The sequence below is a fragment of the Bacillus haimaensis genome (assembly GCF_048270625.1).
Lineage (GTDB): Bacteria > Bacillota > Bacilli > Bacillales > Bacillaceae_I > Sutcliffiella_A > Sutcliffiella_A haimaensis.
The window spans coordinates 2468609-2483306 of sequence record NZ_CP158164.1; the positions used below are offsets into that span (position 1 = coordinate 2468609).

General features: G+C 37.1%; 17 protein-coding genes. 9 read left to right on the top strand and 8 right to left on the bottom strand.

Annotation, left to right across the window (positions count from 1 at the left end; translation table 11 throughout):
• Positions 1 to 133 precede the first annotated feature (133 nt).
• Together ABN702_RS12535 and ABN702_RS12540 are read right to left on the bottom strand one after the other, a co-directional pair.
• Entirely contained in the window at positions 134 to 382 is a 249-nt protein-coding gene (locus ABN702_RS12535) for a DUF2164 domain-containing protein (protein WP_417897185.1), read from the bottom strand.
• Positions 383 to 408: 26 nt separating this feature from the next.
• Positions 409 to 1236: a VanW family protein gene (locus ABN702_RS12540; protein WP_417897186.1), complete on the bottom strand. Its 828-nt coding sequence runs from the start codon at positions 1234 to 1236 to the stop codon at positions 409 to 411.
• A gap of 173 nt (positions 1237 to 1409) precedes the next feature.
• On the opposite strand from ABN702_RS12540, the gene ABN702_RS12545 reads away from it, so the two are divergent.
• Both ABN702_RS12545 and splB read left to right on the top strand, forming a co-directional pair.
• Positions 1410 to 1667, top strand: coding sequence for a transcriptional regulator SplA domain-containing protein (locus tag ABN702_RS12545; protein ID WP_417897187.1), 258 nt, complete (start codon positions 1410 to 1412; stop codon positions 1665 to 1667).
• An 11-nt stretch (positions 1668 to 1678) separates the two neighbouring features.
• Positions 1679 to 2704, top strand: a complete 1026-nt coding sequence (gene splB / locus ABN702_RS12550; RefSeq protein WP_417897188.1) for a spore photoproduct lyase — start codon at positions 1679 to 1681, stop codon at positions 2702 to 2704.
• A 41-nt stretch (positions 2705 to 2745) separates the two neighbouring features.
• On the opposite strand, the gene ABN702_RS12555 is transcribed toward splB, so the two are convergent.
• On the bottom strand, positions 2746 to 3801 hold the full coding sequence (locus ABN702_RS12555) for a M42 family metallopeptidase (RefSeq protein WP_417897189.1): 1056 nt from the start codon (positions 3799 to 3801) through the stop codon (positions 2746 to 2748).
• Between the two features lie 192 nt (positions 3802 to 3993).
• Between ABN702_RS12555 and ABN702_RS12560 the strand changes: the two genes are divergently transcribed.
• Complete coding sequence (locus ABN702_RS12560; protein ID WP_417897190.1) at positions 3994 to 4686, top strand: cobalamin B12-binding domain-containing protein; 693 nt, start codon at positions 3994 to 3996, stop codon at positions 4684 to 4686.
• Positions 4686 to 5222: a hypothetical protein gene (locus tag ABN702_RS12565; protein ID WP_417897191.1), complete on the top strand. Its 537-nt coding sequence runs from the start codon at positions 4686 to 4688 to the stop codon at positions 5220 to 5222. The genes ABN702_RS12560 and ABN702_RS12565 overlap by 1 nt, the downstream gene beginning before the upstream one ends.
• A gap of 40 nt (positions 5223 to 5262) precedes the next feature.
• Here the strand turns inward: ABN702_RS12565 and ABN702_RS12570 are convergent, their stop codons facing one another.
• Positions 5263 to 6255, bottom strand: coding sequence for a CheR family methyltransferase (locus tag ABN702_RS12570; protein ID WP_417897192.1), 993 nt, complete (start codon positions 6253 to 6255; stop codon positions 5263 to 5265).
• 635 nt (positions 6256 to 6890) lie between these two features.
• Here ABN702_RS12570 and ABN702_RS12575 point away from each other — a divergent pair.
• Both ABN702_RS12575 and ABN702_RS12580 read left to right on the top strand, forming a co-directional pair.
• Complete coding sequence (locus ABN702_RS12575) at positions 6891 to 7427, top strand: hypothetical protein (protein ID WP_417897193.1); 537 nt, start codon at positions 6891 to 6893, stop codon at positions 7425 to 7427.
• 68 nt (positions 7428 to 7495) lie between these two features.
• On the top strand, positions 7496 to 7828 hold the full coding sequence (locus ABN702_RS12580) for a CHY zinc finger protein (protein ID WP_417897194.1): 333 nt from the start codon (positions 7496 to 7498) through the stop codon (positions 7826 to 7828).
• Positions 7829 to 7965: 137 nt separating this feature from the next.
• On the opposite strand, the gene ABN702_RS12585 is transcribed toward ABN702_RS12580, so the two are convergent.
• Positions 7966 to 8427: a hypothetical protein gene (locus ABN702_RS12585; protein WP_417897195.1), complete on the bottom strand. Its 462-nt coding sequence runs from the start codon at positions 8425 to 8427 to the stop codon at positions 7966 to 7968.
• A gap of 329 nt (positions 8428 to 8756) precedes the next feature.
• Between ABN702_RS12585 and ABN702_RS12590 the strand changes: the two genes are divergently transcribed.
• Entirely contained in the window at positions 8757 to 9563 is an 807-nt protein-coding gene (locus ABN702_RS12590; protein WP_417897196.1) for a CsxC family protein, read from the top strand.
• A 411-nt stretch (positions 9564 to 9974) separates the two neighbouring features.
• Here the strand turns inward: ABN702_RS12590 and ABN702_RS12595 are convergent, their stop codons facing one another.
• Positions 9975 to 10781: a CsxC family protein gene (locus ABN702_RS12595; RefSeq protein ID WP_417897197.1), complete on the bottom strand. Its 807-nt coding sequence runs from the start codon at positions 10779 to 10781 to the stop codon at positions 9975 to 9977.
• 328 nt (positions 10782 to 11109) lie between these two features.
• Between ABN702_RS12595 and ABN702_RS12600 the strand changes: the two genes are divergently transcribed.
• On the top strand, positions 11110 to 11988 hold the full coding sequence (locus tag ABN702_RS12600) for a glycosyltransferase (protein WP_417897198.1): 879 nt from the start codon (positions 11110 to 11112) through the stop codon (positions 11986 to 11988).
• Between the two features lie 79 nt (positions 11989 to 12067).
• Entirely contained in the window at positions 12068 to 12736 is a 669-nt protein-coding gene (locus ABN702_RS12605) for an FkbM family methyltransferase (RefSeq protein ID WP_417897199.1), read from the top strand.
• A 237-nt stretch (positions 12737 to 12973) separates the two neighbouring features.
• Here ABN702_RS12605 and ABN702_RS12610 read toward each other — a convergent pair whose 3' ends face one another.
• Positions 12974 to 13918: a GDP-L-fucose synthase family protein gene (locus tag ABN702_RS12610; RefSeq protein ID WP_417897200.1), complete on the bottom strand. Its 945-nt coding sequence runs from the start codon at positions 13916 to 13918 to the stop codon at positions 12974 to 12976.
• Positions 13918 to 14661 carry a sulfotransferase domain-containing protein gene (locus ABN702_RS12615; protein WP_417897201.1) on the bottom strand — a complete coding sequence of 248 codons (744 nt, stop codon included), beginning with the start codon at positions 14659 to 14661 and terminating at the stop codon, positions 13918 to 13920. The genes ABN702_RS12610 and ABN702_RS12615 overlap by 1 nt, the downstream gene beginning before the upstream one ends.
• Positions 14662 to 14698 lie beyond the last annotated feature (37 nt).

The window sequence follows — 14698 nt, forward strand, 5'->3', positions numbered from 1 at the left end:
CGTCACCACCTATAGTTTTATTTCCACTTTTGTTCAGATGTGAAACTTTTGAACTCTCTGCGGAAAGGCTTAATTATTCATAGCACATTCAAAAAAGCCCTCCACTATTGTCAGTGAAGGGCTTTTAACCTTATTACCTTTTCGATCTCGTTGAACGTTTCAAACTTTCAAGGTCCTCTTCCACAGCTGACCATCTTTGCTCGACCATCAGCTTGGCATCAGCCACACCTTGATTATAATAGTAGATCCCTATCTCTTTCACAAAAAAATCAACGAGCATTTCCGCTCCGAGCTCGCCAATAGTTTCATCCCGCTCCAATTCGAAATAGGTCTGGATACTGCTGATCATTTGGTCTTTTGCTTCTTTCGGCAATTTAATCATTTACTTATTCACACCTTGCAGTAGATTTAACCGCTGTTTTCGGATGCTTCAAGCAACGGTTCATACATCATGATAGCATGATTTTCCGTTACATACTGATCATCCACCTCCATCCCCTGCAAGTTTGATACTTTTCGATGAATGATGTTATGGCGAAGATAGCCTCCCCAATATGCAGGAGTTATTCGATGATCTTTTTCATACACCTTATAGCTGACAAGTGGTGGATTGGCCATCCTCCATTCTCCGACCAATTGGTCCCCCTTGACCATGACAAGAAGTTGAAAAGGCTGATTGGTATCATTTCGAATCTGCAGATCCAAGTAATTGTAGGAGCAGGTTGCCCCACTTCCAAAAGGCTGTGTTCGTCTTGAGTCGGGAAACACATCAAAACTGTGACGATAGCGTTCGGTCACTGTTAAAGGAGTATGTAATGTCATCCAGTATATCAAATTGGAAAGTTGGCACAGTCCACCACCTACACCGGGTTTGAACTTTCCGTAAAATAACACCATTCCATCCACATACCCTTTCTCTTTGGTTGGCTTTCCGATAAGCTTCCAATAGGAAAAGGTTTCTCCAGGCTTCAGTACAATACCGCTTAATTTTTGTACAGCAATGCGCAGATTGATCACTTTATTGTGCTGATACCACATATCCACATTCTTTAACTTTCTTAAGGTGGGAGTGGAATGTTTAAAAGATAGGTATGGCAGCAATTCATCTGTCTGATAATCAGCGTACCTGATAGAATCCGTTTTCCACTCCACCCATCGTTTTGCTATGTAGAATTGAGTTCCTAGCCAAATTCTGAGTGCAGACCTAGGCTTAGGTCTTAAATCCACGTTATTCAATAACATTACCCCCAAAATATCCCTTTTAAATAATAGACGATTGTAATCTATAAAAGTTTCGAGAATTTATAATTTTAAATTAATAGCCCTTTGACATTATTTCTCAAGAATAATTGGTGGCGCTCAAAAAAGAATAAACAATAGTAGAGAATTTATTCGAGAAGGTGAAGACCATGGAAATACCTCAACCGTCCAATTCTGCTGATGTAACGGTCGGCGACTCAGTTTATCTTTTCTATCGAAACCCACATACCCAAAATGTAGCAACCTTGCAGGAAGCGCAAGTGGTTCCTGATCCGCACGATTCAAGTCAATTAGCTTTATTTTTATATGATACCTATTATCCGCTTTCAGATGAGTTTGTCTTTTTCAAGTCTTTGGCTGATGCAGAAGCTATGTATAATGACTATTTTGGGCCTACATATGATTAGGAGGTGTTTTTTTGAAACCATTTGTTCCTCAACTGGTCTATATTGAACCTAAAGCATTGGAATACGAGCTTGGAAGAGAATTAAAGCAGAAATTTGAAGCGATGGGGCTGGAAATCAGGGAGACTACTTCCCATAACCAGATACGGAACTTGCCGGGGGATAATGATTTTCAAAAGTATCGTATTGCTAAATCTACGCTCGTTGTCGGAGTAAGAAAGACCTTGAAGTTTGATTCTTCCAAACCATCTGCTGAATATGCCATCCCTTTTGCAACAGGCTGTATGGGCCATTGCCATTATTGCTATTTGCAAACAACTATGGGCAGCAAGCCATATATTCGTACCTATGTAAATCTGGATGAAATATTTGATGCTGCAGATAATTACATGAAGGAACGGGCACCCGAAATAACAAGATTTGAAGCATCATGTACATCGGATATCGTAGGAATTGACCATCTCACCCATTCGTTAAAAAGGGCTATTGAATATTTCGGAAGATCGGAGCATGGGCAACTTCGTTTTGTTACCAAATTCCACCATGTCGACCACCTGCTTGATGCTGACCATCAGGGGAAAACGAGATTTCGGTTTAGTGTCAACGCCGACTATGTAATCAAGAATTTTGAACCAGGGACTTCTTCTCTCGATTTAAGAATCGAAGCCGCCGCAAAAGTGGCTGGCGCCGATTATCCACTTGGCTTCATCGTTGCCCCCATCTACTTGCATGAAGGCTGGCAGGACGGCTATAAAACCTTGTTCCAAAAGTTATATGATAAGCTGCCGGCTCACGCTACTGAGGATTTAACCTTTGAACTGATCCAGCACCGTTTCACCAAGCCCGCGAAACGCGTAATCCAACAGAATTATCCTATGACCAAATTGGAACTGGATGAAGCAAAACGGCAATATAAATGGGGACGTTACGGAATTGGCAAATATGTCTATACCAAGGATGAGGCTACAGAAATCAAGGATACCTTATCCCAATACATTCATTCCTATTTCCCACAAGCCCGAATTGAGTATTTTACTTAGGAACAACAAAGAACAGCCTACTCGGCTGCTCTTTGTTTGAGTCAATATTTCACCATCTCAGACAATAGATAATGATAAATCAACTTCTGTGTGTTGAGAACGGAGCTTTCGTGTGTCCGCTCGAAAGCATGGGACGATTCGATTCCAGGCCCAATCAGTCCATGAATAATATCATGTCCGGAACGGATCGCAGCAGATGCATCCGACCCATAAAATGGATAGATATCAACTTTATATCCTATTTCATTTTTTTGTGCGAGCTCCACCAAATGTTTACGCAAGCCATAGTGATACGGCCCACTGGAATCTTTCACACAGATTGAAACTGTGTATTCATCGGAGGATTGACCATCTCCCAATGCCCCCATATCCACGGCAAGATACTCGACCGTTTCAGGAGTGATATTGGAATTCCCTCCATAACCGATTTCTTCATTATTGGAAATAAGGAAATGCGTTGTGTATGGCAAAGTTATTTTCTCGGTTTGAATATGTCTGATCATATTAAGCAAGATGGCTACACTTGCTTTATCATCTAAATGTCTGGATTTTATGTATCCGCTTTCCGTCATTTGTACACGAGGATCAAATGAGACAAAATCTCCGACTTCTATTCCTAGCGCTTTCACCTGTTCTCGTGTGGATACTTTTTCATCAATCCGCACTTCGATGTTTTCATCATTCCTGGCTGCCTCCCCAGCATTTTTATAGACATGAACAGATGTCTGATGCATGAGAATGGTGCCTGTATAAACCTTGCCTCCTGATGTTTCAATCTCACAGTATTCCCCTTCTACGGAATTCCAGCGAAAGCCCCCGATCATGGTAAGTTTTAACCTTCCATTTGATTTGATTTCCTTGACCATCGCACCTAATGTGTCCACATGGGCCGTCAGCATCCGATGCTCCCTCTCGTTTGTACCTTTGATGGTGGCAAGAAGGCCGCCTTTTCGATTTCTTCTTGTTTCCACTCCATATTCTTGCAGAAAATTTTCCACAAAGTTGATTACCTTGCCGGTATTACCGGAAGGACTTGGAATGGAAACAAGCTCTTTGATTAATGTGAAGGTTTCCTGTACACTTGGTTGATAGTTCAAATGAGCACTCCCTTTGCTATTCTTATAATAGTACTAGCATAAAATATTTTTCGCACCCTGTATATATCATTTGAAGGAAATAATCAGACTTTTTAGGAATTAGCAACGTGCCACTAAAACTTGACGTCTATCGATTTCCCTAAAATATAGTATACTGTAAGTAACTACTAGACATCCATAAGGGGGATTAGTATGCATGAAATTGCAAAAAAGCTGTCTGCCCACTTTCTTGAAAAGAATGTTATTCAAGGATGGGCTAGTATAAAAGACACAATCGAACAGGGCTACAATAGCCCATATATATATGATTTTCTATTCCGGGATGCCATGTACCACATTGGCGAGCTTTGGGAGAAAAATGAAATTACGGTTGCCGACGAGCACCTCGCTACCGGTGTAAGCGATCTTCTTTTATCTAAATATCATCTCGAAAAAAAGGAAATGACCCTATCAGGTACGGACCCTGTTTCCAAAACTCCTTCCAATAGGGCCATGTTTTTCTGTGTGGAAGGAGAAGAGCATTACTTGGGCCTTAAAATGGCTTCTTCCTTATTTGAGGAATTCGGTTGGGATGTATATGATCTTGGTTCCAATCTCCCTTTGGACTATGCCGAGTATAGTCTGAAGAAGTGGCAGCCCGAAATCATCTGTATTTCCATTACCATCAGGCACCTGTTGCCGAAACTAAAAGATACAATCGAGAGACTGGCAGCCATTCATCCACAAGCAACCATTATTGTAGGAAGTCGTCTTCATCAAGAAGCCGCTTTCCTCTCTTGCTGTACGGAAAATACAATCATTGCTAAAGATGCTGCCTTTCTGTATGAGTGGTTGAATAATCACAAGAGTGAAGCTTCCTTCGTCCAAAAAGGAGTGTTACTATAATGTATCGTATACCGGTACCCTACTTTAAATTAAGAAGCGACTTTTCCATCCTGGATGTTTCAAAAGAGGTAACCCACCTCTTTTATCCTGTTACATCGTTTCTCCATATAGTGGATTCAGAAAGTAGAAACAAGTTAAAGCGACTCCTTAATGTTCCTTCACCCGGGAAGATGGAGATAAATCTGAATACAATAGAGTCGCCCACCACCTTGTTTACTATCCATTATAATTATCAACCAAAAGAAGATATCATCCATCTTGTCTGTTTAAATGAATCAGCTTCCTACAATCACATTCAATTCGAATTCCAACAGATCAAAGAAAAGATTCAAAGAGGTGCATGGGAAAAAGTCATTCCGACGCCAGTGGAAGAAAATACTCACAATATAAACCTGCAGCAGGCTTCAAGGAAAATCTCCACCATATATGATCTGCTCAATATCATACAACACGATCTTCAATCTGCCGGAAAAGAGGAGTACGCGGAATTGATCCGCTCCGAACTGGCAGACATCAAAGAGTTCATTTCGAAATAAAAATAACCGGCCAATAGCTGTTGCTACTGCCGGTTATTTTTTATTTCCCTTGATTAATATAAAACAATTTTAGTGCTTTACTGAGCTTGCCCATTTCAAACTGCAATGCCTGGGCATACTCTTTTTTAAATGGCAAATCTTCTTTTTGAAGAAGATCTAGCAGCCCTGTAATAAATAGAGTAGGTTCTGCCAAATCATCACGGAGGGTCTCCATTTTTTTTAAGTGCAACCGTTTCATTTCCTCTAGTTTCTCATTCGCCTTTATTAATTCGGATTCTTTCAGACTTAATTGCATCTGAAGAGATTGTTGCGTCATTAAAAGCGTGTTTAGCTGCTGCATCTCATCCCATGATGTAAGCATGTCATTACCGGGTTCATTTGCTGGGTGCAAGTCCACTTGTAGCTTCCGGTAGATTTTCCACTTATTATTTACAGCCGAGAAGTATTTTTTTGATTCCCCTACAGTTTCACTTTTTCCAAGAAACAAGAAACCATTGTTATTTAATGACTCATGGAACTTGGAAATTATTTTCTGCTGTTGTTGGGGCATGAAGTAGTTAATCACATTTCTGCAACTGATAAAATCAAGCTTTTGGAAGGTTGGATCTTTCGCGATGTTGTGCGGTGCAAAAATGATTCTTTTACGTATATCCTGATTAACGACATAAAACTCATCTTTTTTATCAAAGTACTTTTTTTGTATGTCCGGTAAAACATTGTCAAATGCATGTTTAGGGTAAATGCCTGCACTCGCAATGCGAATGGAGTCCTTATCTAAATCAGTTGCATATATCTTAAATTCCATATTGGACTGTGCTTCAAGATATTCATTCAACAGAATGGCAAGGGAATAAACTTCCTGTCCCGTAGAACACCCAGCTACCCACAATCTTATTTCATCCCGTTCATTTTCCTGCTTTTCTTTCACGATTCTGCTGAACACATTTTCTTGGATGTATGTTGCCAACTCATTGTTAGGTAAAAATTCTTCTGCACTAACCGTTATATTACCCTCGAAATTTTGTACGACCATATCTGCTCTCCCTTTAAAAAAGTTCACCAAGATTCTCTATCTTTTAATATCATATCAAAAAGCTTTTTTCGGTTGTGAATTTTTTTCCTACAAAAATCGAGTTATATCCTCCTCCATTTGACTTATTGTTCAATTGGTGTATAATAAGAGATTGGGCACTGGTCCAAAAAAGTTAGTAACTTGATATTGAAAGGAAGGACGTTATGACATTCTTTAGATTTACAAACATATCACAAGGATGCACTGGCGTTCCATATAGTTTTTTAAGCAAAGCTTAATCGTACTGGCACGGCCTAGGAGCCGTAAGGACGTATGAGAGGTAGGGCTTACGTTGTTTAAGTAAGAAAAGCTACCATGGAATTTTAACCGCGGCAAACGAATTAAAACACTTTTATGTCAATTATAATGCTTGTGATGAAGCAAGTTACTAATAGCGCAAAAACATCATTTCTTATTGCGCTCCCATTACGAAAAATAAAAGCGGGTCGATCCTTGAGACGACCCGTTTTTATTATGTCTTTGCACATTTACATTTGATAATTTTCTAATACACCTGTATAATTTAATGCTGATTGTCAAAAACCGTCGAAAAATTTTAACGGAATAAAGTATTTTCTGGAAATAAGGGGAATTGGATGTCTTTTACAAGCTTATTTTTAGCCGAAGAAGAGACAGTAAATACTTCAAAAAATAAAGAAGAGATAAAAAAGGAATTGGATGAGCTTGAACATCAGATGTTTCGCATGAAAGAAAACATGAAAGAGATCGCAAAAAAGTGGCAAGTTATCGGAATTGATCAGACAAAAGATGATACTTGGGTAGTGGTTTACACCAACTATGACAATCACTCATGCAAGATTATGCTAAATGATTGCGACTCCGCATACCGTGGACAATGGGACTATTCTATCCAGGCAACCTATAAGGATGAAGATACCATCTTTATTGGTGATATCAAAGGCCCTGAAAACAAGGGGTTTGGGACAATCTGTATGAACTACCTAAAAGAGGTGGCAACAGAACGAAATATCAGGTATATTACAGGAGATATCGCCGAGAGGGATTGGGATCATGTAGACCGCCTTGTACATTTCTACAAAAAACATGATTTCCATATAGAGATCGATAAGGAAGCGAAGTCCGGAGAAATTGTTTGGCAGCCGTATAATTAGCTGGAATTTTATATTGCTTTATGTTTTGATGTAAGTAAACGTTAAAGGCAGGAGCGAAAAAAGCGTATATGAATAAAGGTCAGAATATCCAGGTTCTTGGAAAGACGGTGGATAAGGAAACAAGGTGTGTTCATTACCACTCTTCAAAAGACATTATTGCGATCAAATTCTACTGCTGTCAAACATATTTCCCATGTTATCAATGCCATGATGAGCATTCTGATCATCATGCACAGGTCTGGCCAAAAAAGAGTTTTGGTGAAAAAGCGATACTTTGTGGAGTCTGCCAGAATGAACTATCCATTCATGAATATATAGATAGTAATTCCACATGTCCCATTTGCAGGTCTCCCTTTAATCCGGGCTGCCAATTGCATTATCATTTATATTTTGAAAAATAGAGAGACCGGCTTCCGGTCTTTTTTATTTTTTTCTTCTATTTAATTGCGGCTTTTCAACTTTCCAATTAACCGCCACAAATCCCCAGAAAAAAACACCTTCATCCTGAGAATGAAGGTGTTTTTGATTCCCCAAAACCCTACTTATGAAAGGGGATATAAAATTGCTTAGTCAACTTACCATGGATACTTTCTCTTTTTATCGCATTCATCGCATTTCTTACGTTTTTTAGGTTTATGATGCTTTTTTTCTTTTTCTTTTTCATGGCATCTGCATTTTTTATGATCTTTATGATCATCGTCATATTCTTCATAATCTTCTTGGTCTTCCCATTCATCATACCCTTCCCATTCTTCCTGACATTTACAAGGTCGAGGTTTTTGGGGGGTTTCCATTTTTCTTCACAACCATGATGTTTCTTTTTTTCACAACAAGAGCATTTGCATTTATTACACTTGTGGTGTGATTTACATTCTTCATGGCAATCTGTTTTACTTTTCTTTTTGACACTTGTACACTTCTTAAAGATAGAGACTTTCTCCACTACTTCTACACAATGGCCCTTTTTTGTTTTCGTTAATGAACGATGCTTTTTTTCCATGCAATCCTCCTTCCAGTCACTGCTTTTGCTTGAACAATGATGTTTCTTTGAACAGTGGCAGCTGTGTTTTTTGCAAGTGTCGCCGTCATACCCTATACTCAAAAAAATTCCTCCTTAATAATTAAGATATAATATAATATTTCAAGAATTTTTTTTTGTATAGATAGATGTAAGGGGAAAAGAAGATAAATAAAAAAAAGTGGAACTCTTCAGTTTTTAATAAATTCCCCTCATTAAATCTACTAAAATTCCACGTTTGCACTACTGCACTTACCCATGGGTGTGCATAACATAAACTGTACCCAAAATTAAAGGAGGAAGTTAACATAATGAATAAAGATAAAAATTGTGTTGAAGTAGATGTTTCTGCTTCCATTGGCCAGTGTGATAGTGTAGCGATCGAACCTCAGACAACACCTGGTGATATGAATAATGAAGTAGTAATGAAGGTTCCTGTCACAATCGCGGAAAGAAGAGTAGATACGAGCCTTGTGGCTAACATTAAGTTTCCGCATCCTGTCCTTGAGATCAAAGATATCAAAAAAACTATTCAAATAGTTCAATGCCGACTTCTATTGCCGGGAATTTCTCCAGCAGCTGCAGCCGCAGATGGATTTTTCCAAAACATGGATTTGAAATTATTCCTGAAAGGATTTGTCCGCAAGAACATAACGTATGCATCACCTTGCCCGCATTCCAAAGGGGATTCCTGCATTTCATCCGAGATCAAGTCATTGACAGCTAAAATTGCATTTGAATGTGTTACAACTATTCCTGCAAATGAATTCATTTCTCCACCACAACTACCATTATTCAACGGCCGAAACGAATTCGATTTCTTTAGAGCACAGGATTTAGGTCCAGGTTTCCCTGAAAAGGAAAAATTCCTGTCGAGTGACCTCTCCCAATTCCATCAGGTCAGCAGCCAGTTCTACAACGAAATTCCGTACTGCGAATTGCTTGCAAGCAATATCATTGAATGGGATGAAGCGATTGACCGTACACCACTGTCGGGGAATGCTCCATTCCAAGAAGGAACATTCCATGAAGTAGTTGAAAAGATGTTCTTGACCTTTGATATCAAAGTACTTCAAAATCAACAGGTGCGCGTGGCAGTCATTCCACCACCACAATAATATTAATATGGATTCCTACTCTGACTTTGGCGAGCTGGATAGGATCCTTGGAGGCAATATCATGGACCGGGGTCGGTTTGTGATATTGCTTTTTTATTCCATTCAATATTATTAATATTCACTTTTGTTATAGTTGACAATACTAAATTGCATTTTTTATCTGTTAATAAACCTAGAAGCTTTTATTAATAATGTGTTGAAGTTTCTTTTGTTTGTGAATCTAGCTCATAAACTACAACACTCCCAATATCTTCTATTCCTTCAAATTGCAAACACTATACTACCCTGGATATGTTCAAGATATACAAATGAAGGACGCTGACTGAGTCAGCGTCCCTTGCCACTTGACGTTGCATAAAAGGATGCCTGTTCATTGTGGCAGCCTGGGCATACTCAAACATTTCAGATAAATTAACGACCAGTAATGTTTCTGAATCTATCATAAATAGTAGCACTTGCACCTAGTACACCACTAGTATTCGGTGGCACTGTTGGTGCAATTGTAGGACCTACGAAATCTTGTTGTTTCTGGAACAGTTTTATACCAAGCAAGACTTCCATTTTCTCAGTAACATGATTAAATCTTCCCCAGTTATCAAAGTTTTCCAAGAAATCCAAATCATTCACGAACGCGAAAAGCAGTTTGCAACCGATAGGCTCATTAAATACTTCAAATGTAGCTGAACCAAACGTGCAGCGATTTGCCCCCATTCCGTCCTTAGCCAGTTCTCTCACTTCGTCAATTGAGCCTTTTTGACTAAATCTACCAAATGGGAAGAAAATTGGATTCTCGAGCGTTACATCTTGGAAGCAGCTAAACTCCACATCTACACCGTAATCTTTCACTACACCAGTACAATCCTCGACATATTGAATATTCTTATGAACAATACCTCTGACGTACAGTTTTACTACTGTAGATGGGTTTAACACAGAAGGAATAGCTTTGCATTGAGTTAGAGAGACATTTTTGCGAATGTGCTTGATTTCTCTTGCAAATGTAGGAAGCTTAATTTGCGATTCAACGTTCGTCTGCAGTGTAATATCAGTTAATACAATCGTTCTCTCTTCATCTGCAATAACCGGAAATGGTTCTACATTACAACCACCCTGATGGATGGTATCTGCCACATCACAAGGCGGGGCAGGTGGACAAAAATCGTGGTTTGAGCGGGAACCTGAACCAGAACCGCAACCACAGCCTGTATTTCTCTTCATTCTTTTCACTCCTATTTATTTTTTGTTGAGAACAAACAAATCTAAATACTATTGCATTCTGTATTTGAAATGATCTGTTATTTTCAACCTATTATTTTATATGTAAGATTGAATGATATGGTATGGACTAGTGTCTTAAGATATTAAAAAAAATATAATTATAGGCTATTTCAAGAGATTTTACACATTTTGATTGGCAGTGAAGAATAAGGAATCGTCGTTATTTTTAGTTGCTTCAGTCATAAAGAAAAGTCCACACAAAGGTAAAAAGATTAACATATTATAATAGAAGTAATCAAGAAGAAATCCTTACAATGGAGGCAAATAAATGAAAACAAAACCCTTTATTTCTATTATATTTCCAGTGAAAAATGAGGGTGATAACGTCAAGATGACATTAGATTCTTTATTTTCTTTTCCATCAAAATACCAATACGAAGTAATTATTGTTAATGACAACTCAACCGACGGATGCTGCAGTTTTTTAAGCTACTATGATAAAAAAGAAAAAATAAAGTTGATTGAAACAACAGGTATTGGATCTGCTAATGCAAGAAACGTTGGAGCTAAAGATGCACAGGGAGAATATCTGATTTTTTGTGATGCCCATCTGACATTTGAAAAAGAATGGATCGATAAACTAATTGAACCATTAATCACCAATAAATCTGATGTTGTTACACCAGGAATAGCAGATATGGAAAATCCAGAGTCAATAGGCTATGGACAGACATTATCTCCTAATATGGAAATAATTTGGCACACAAAGCAAAATTCAATATTTGAGACAGCTGTGATCCCAGGAGGTTGCTTCGTAATTTCAAAGGTCGTGTTTGAGGATGTAGGAGGATTTGAAACTGGATTTAAAACATGGGGACACGAAGATGTAGAACTATCTATAAAACTATGGCTTTTCGGCTACAGATGCCACGTACAGACGGAAGTAACAATTTATCATTTATTCAGGAGAATACATCCATATAAAGTGAAGCCGGATGATGTTTACTACAACTTATTAAGGCTTGCCTTTTCACATTTTAACGAAGTACGAATAGAAAAGTGCAAAAGGATCATTACGCAAAGAAAAGCAAAGATTATTGTGCCCTTAGTACTCCAGGATGGGGTATTAAAACAACGTGAGTTATATATTAAGAAAAGGAAATTCAGTGATGATTGGTACTTCAGGAAATTTGGAATAGAATTTTAATAAGACTTAAAACCAGTTTGGTTATCACAATGGGGCCCTGAAGAAAAATTGCATAAGATTATTTTGTGGGGGTTATAAGATGGAGTATTATAGCCAGATAGGTCAAGATAAATTTGTTAATGAAAACATTTTTAATGGGATGGAAAACGGATTCTTTGTGGATATAGGTGCACATGATGGAATTAGTTTTAGCAATAGTTATTTTTTTGAAAAGCATAAAAACTGGAGCGGTATATGTGTTGAACCATTAACAGATGTCTTTAACTTACTAAAAAAAAACAGAGCATGCATTTGTATAGAGGGAGCAATTTATATCGAAAATTCGTATGCAGATTTTAGACAATTATCCGGACCATTAGAGATGCTTAGCGGGTTAGTTACTGAGTATGACAAGAGACATATTAAAAGAATTAACCGTCAGAGTGAAAATACGGGTAGTGAATCAAAAATCATTAAAGTTAAAACATTTACATTACAGTCTATTTTAGATAAATTCAATGTAACACACATAGATTTATTAAGTATTGACACTGAAGGCGCTGAACTAGCTACACTAAAGTCGATAGATTTTACTAAAGTGAGAGTCGAATGTATTGCAGTAGAGAATAATTATCAAGATAAAATAGTAGAAGAATTTCTAAATAATCTAGGTTTCAGTATAATAAAAAAATTAGAATTTGAAGATATTTATCTTCATAATGAAAGTAAGTTTTTGTTTGAAGAAAAGAATTCACAATATAAAAATTGAAATCAATACTACAAATACAAACATAAAACTATACTTTCTATGAGCATTTGTATTTTGCAATAAAAGATGCCATACCCCTAAGCCTGCTTTCCATAGTTTATCTTTCCTTCCTAATATTCTCTTACAATCTTTCAAGCTTAAATTTAACCATAAAAATACACCCCAAATGTTAGTATTCACTTTAACTTTTGGGGTGTATTTCAATTTCTCCATTTCATTTCTACTTTTAACAGTAGTTTAATAATCTTTCGTTGATTGAAGGTACCATTCAATTGTTTTCTTAAGTCCTAAATCTAAATCTGTGTTAGATTCAAAGCCTAAGTACATCTTTGCCAACTCCACATCCAATCTTCTACGAGGCTGACCATCAGGTTTGCTTTCATCCCAAACAATTTCACCATCATAACTTGTGAATTTTTTAATTTTTTCTGCTAAATCCCTAATCAAAATCTCCTTACCGGTTCCGATATTGATAGGATCAGAGGAATTATATTTTTTCACAGCAAGAATTATTGCTTCAGCAGCATCCTCGACAAAAATAAACTCCCTGGTAACTTTTCCAGTTCCCCAGAGTGTAACATTTGGATACCCATGCATTTTTGCTTCTACACATTTCCTTATTATAGCCGGAATAACGTGGGAGGTTTCAAGGTCAAAATTATCATGTGGTCCGTATAGATTAACAGGCAATAAAAAGATAGAGTTAAAGCCATATTGTTCACGATAAGCTTGCGATTGAACTAGCATCATTTTTTTCGCTAAACCATAAGGGGCATTTGTTTCTTCTGGAAACCCGTTCCATAAATCTTGTTCTTTAAAAGGAACGTCTGTATTTTTGGGGTATGAACAAATGGTCCCAATAGCAACAAGTTTTTCAACTTGAAATAATCGTGCTTGTTCCATTAATTGTACTCCCATAATGAGATTGTCATAAAAATATTTTCCTGGATTTTTTTGATTTGCTCCAATTCCACCTACAGAGGCAGCCAAGTGAATAATAATATCAGGTTTATACGTATGGAGCATTTTTATAATGTCATGTTCCAATCTTAAATCAAAATCCTTACTCCTAGGAATATATAGATTTTTGCATCCTTGATTTTTTAATAGTCTTACAACATGTTTACCTAAAAAGCCAGCTCCACCAGTGATCACAATATTTTTTGCAGTTATATCGGTCATTACCATTTACCATCTTTTTCGTATCCAGTTAACACTAATATGTCATTATAATGTTCTTTAAATATTTCCTTTATTTCTTCAGTGAAATAATTTCTCCAATCTCCTTTAATTCCTTTTCTATTATGTGAGTTTATATCCTCAATACCAGGTTTTCTTCCAGTTTGTTTGGAAAATCTTTGAGATTTAATTACATCATAAAGATCTTTTTTGGCAATTGGCAGCTTACATTCATTTATGAGAATTTTTTCAAGTATTAATATATCATTTTTCAAAAGATCTTCGTAAAGTATGATAGGTTCTCCACTCTCTACCCAAGATTTCTGGATTTCTGTATTAGGATAAAGCCAATTATGTTTAATCATATAGATTAATCCCTCATCAACACTCATTGAATTCAATGTAGCTCTAGATTTTTTCATTTCTTCATTTAACATATCGTGACTATACTTCAAACTAAAATATAATGAAATAAGCGTGTCTCTTAGATCCCTAATGACAATAAATTTTCGACAATTGTCTGGTAGTTGAACACTTTCAAATTGTTGTTTCGTAACATAGAGAGGAGAGTAGAACCTTCCTTTTATTACTGGTTGATTTAAAAAATGACTAGCACCAATTTGTCGTTGTACAACTTTACCTGGAAAAGCATTTCTTAAAATATTTAATATCCAAGTAGATCCAGCCTTGTAATGCGTTATGTGTATAAGGGTTGGAAATACAGAATCTTCTCTTTCATTTCCCATTACATAACTCCTTCCTTATAAATCAATTAGATAATAC

Coding starts and splice junctions, on each gene's coding strand:
- ABN702_RS12535 (WP_417897185.1), bottom strand. CDS start 382: ATGATTAAATTGCCGAAAGAAGCAAAAGACCAAATGATCAGCAGTATC.
- ABN702_RS12545 (WP_417897187.1), top strand. CDS start 1,410: ATGGAAATACCTCAACCGTCCAATTCTGCTGATGTAACGGTCGGCGAC.
- ABN702_RS12560 (WP_417897190.1), top strand. CDS start 3,994: ATGCATGAAATTGCAAAAAAGCTGTCTGCCCACTTTCTTGAAAAGAAT.
- ABN702_RS12565 (WP_417897191.1), top strand. CDS start 4,686: ATGTATCGTATACCGGTACCCTACTTTAAATTAAGAAGCGACTTTTCC.
- ABN702_RS12570 (WP_417897192.1), bottom strand. CDS start 6,255: ATGGTCGTACAAAATTTCGAGGGTAATATAACGGTTAGTGCAGAAGAA.
- ABN702_RS12575 (WP_417897193.1), top strand. CDS start 6,891: ATGTCTTTTACAAGCTTATTTTTAGCCGAAGAAGAGACAGTAAATACT.
- ABN702_RS12580 (WP_417897194.1), top strand. CDS start 7,496: ATGAATAAAGGTCAGAATATCCAGGTTCTTGGAAAGACGGTGGATAAG.
- ABN702_RS12585 (WP_417897195.1), bottom strand. CDS start 8,427: ATGGAAAAAAAGCATCGTTCATTAACGAAAACAAAAAAGGGCCATTGT.
- ABN702_RS12590 (WP_417897196.1), top strand. CDS start 8,757: ATGAATAAAGATAAAAATTGTGTTGAAGTAGATGTTTCTGCTTCCATT.
- ABN702_RS12595 (WP_417897197.1), bottom strand. CDS start 10,781: ATGAAGAGAAATACAGGCTGTGGTTGCGGTTCTGGTTCAGGTTCCCGC.
- ABN702_RS12600 (WP_417897198.1), top strand. CDS start 11,110: ATGAAAACAAAACCCTTTATTTCTATTATATTTCCAGTGAAAAATGAG.
- ABN702_RS12605 (WP_417897199.1), top strand. CDS start 12,068: ATGGAGTATTATAGCCAGATAGGTCAAGATAAATTTGTTAATGAAAAC.
- ABN702_RS12610 (WP_417897200.1), bottom strand. CDS start 13,918: ATGACCGATATAACTGCAAAAAATATTGTGATCACTGGTGGAGCTGGC.
- ABN702_RS12615 (WP_417897201.1), bottom strand. CDS start 14,661: ATGGGAAATGAAAGAGAAGATTCTGTATTTCCAACCCTTATACACATA.